The following is a 300-nucleotide window of genomic DNA, read 5'->3' as shown; positions in this document are numbered from 1 at the left end:
CTCCATCGCGTTGCCGGCCACGGACGCCATCACCACCTTGCGCGTGCGCTTTCTGCGGGCTTCTTCGTCGGCGCTGCGCGCCGCCCCTTGGTATGCCAACGTCATGCTGTTTCCCCTTGTTGTGGTCTACCTCGTCACGCGATAGCCGGCGGCGTCGCGGTCCCACGTGTCGGCGGTGATGCCGTCGTCGCGCAGGCGGAACTTGCGGACCTTGCCGTTCTCGGTGCGCGGCAGGTCGTCGAGCATGCGCAGATAGCGCGGCACGGCGAAATACGGCATGCGCGGCTGGCAGAAATCCAG

Annotated in this window: 1 pseudogene; it reads right to left on the bottom strand. The window is 67.0% G+C overall.

The window, feature by feature from the left end:
* Nucleotides 1-126 precede the first annotated feature (126 nt).
* Nucleotides 127-300 (bottom strand): annotated as a pseudogene (locus tag SB751_RS29380) (ATP-dependent acyl-CoA ligase); the annotation flags it as partial.

Source organism: Cupriavidus sp. SIMBA_020 (genome assembly GCF_046535395.1).
GTDB lineage: Bacteria > Pseudomonadota > Gammaproteobacteria > Burkholderiales > Burkholderiaceae > Cupriavidus > Cupriavidus campinensis.
This window is presented reverse-complemented; position numbering and strand designations above follow the sequence as displayed.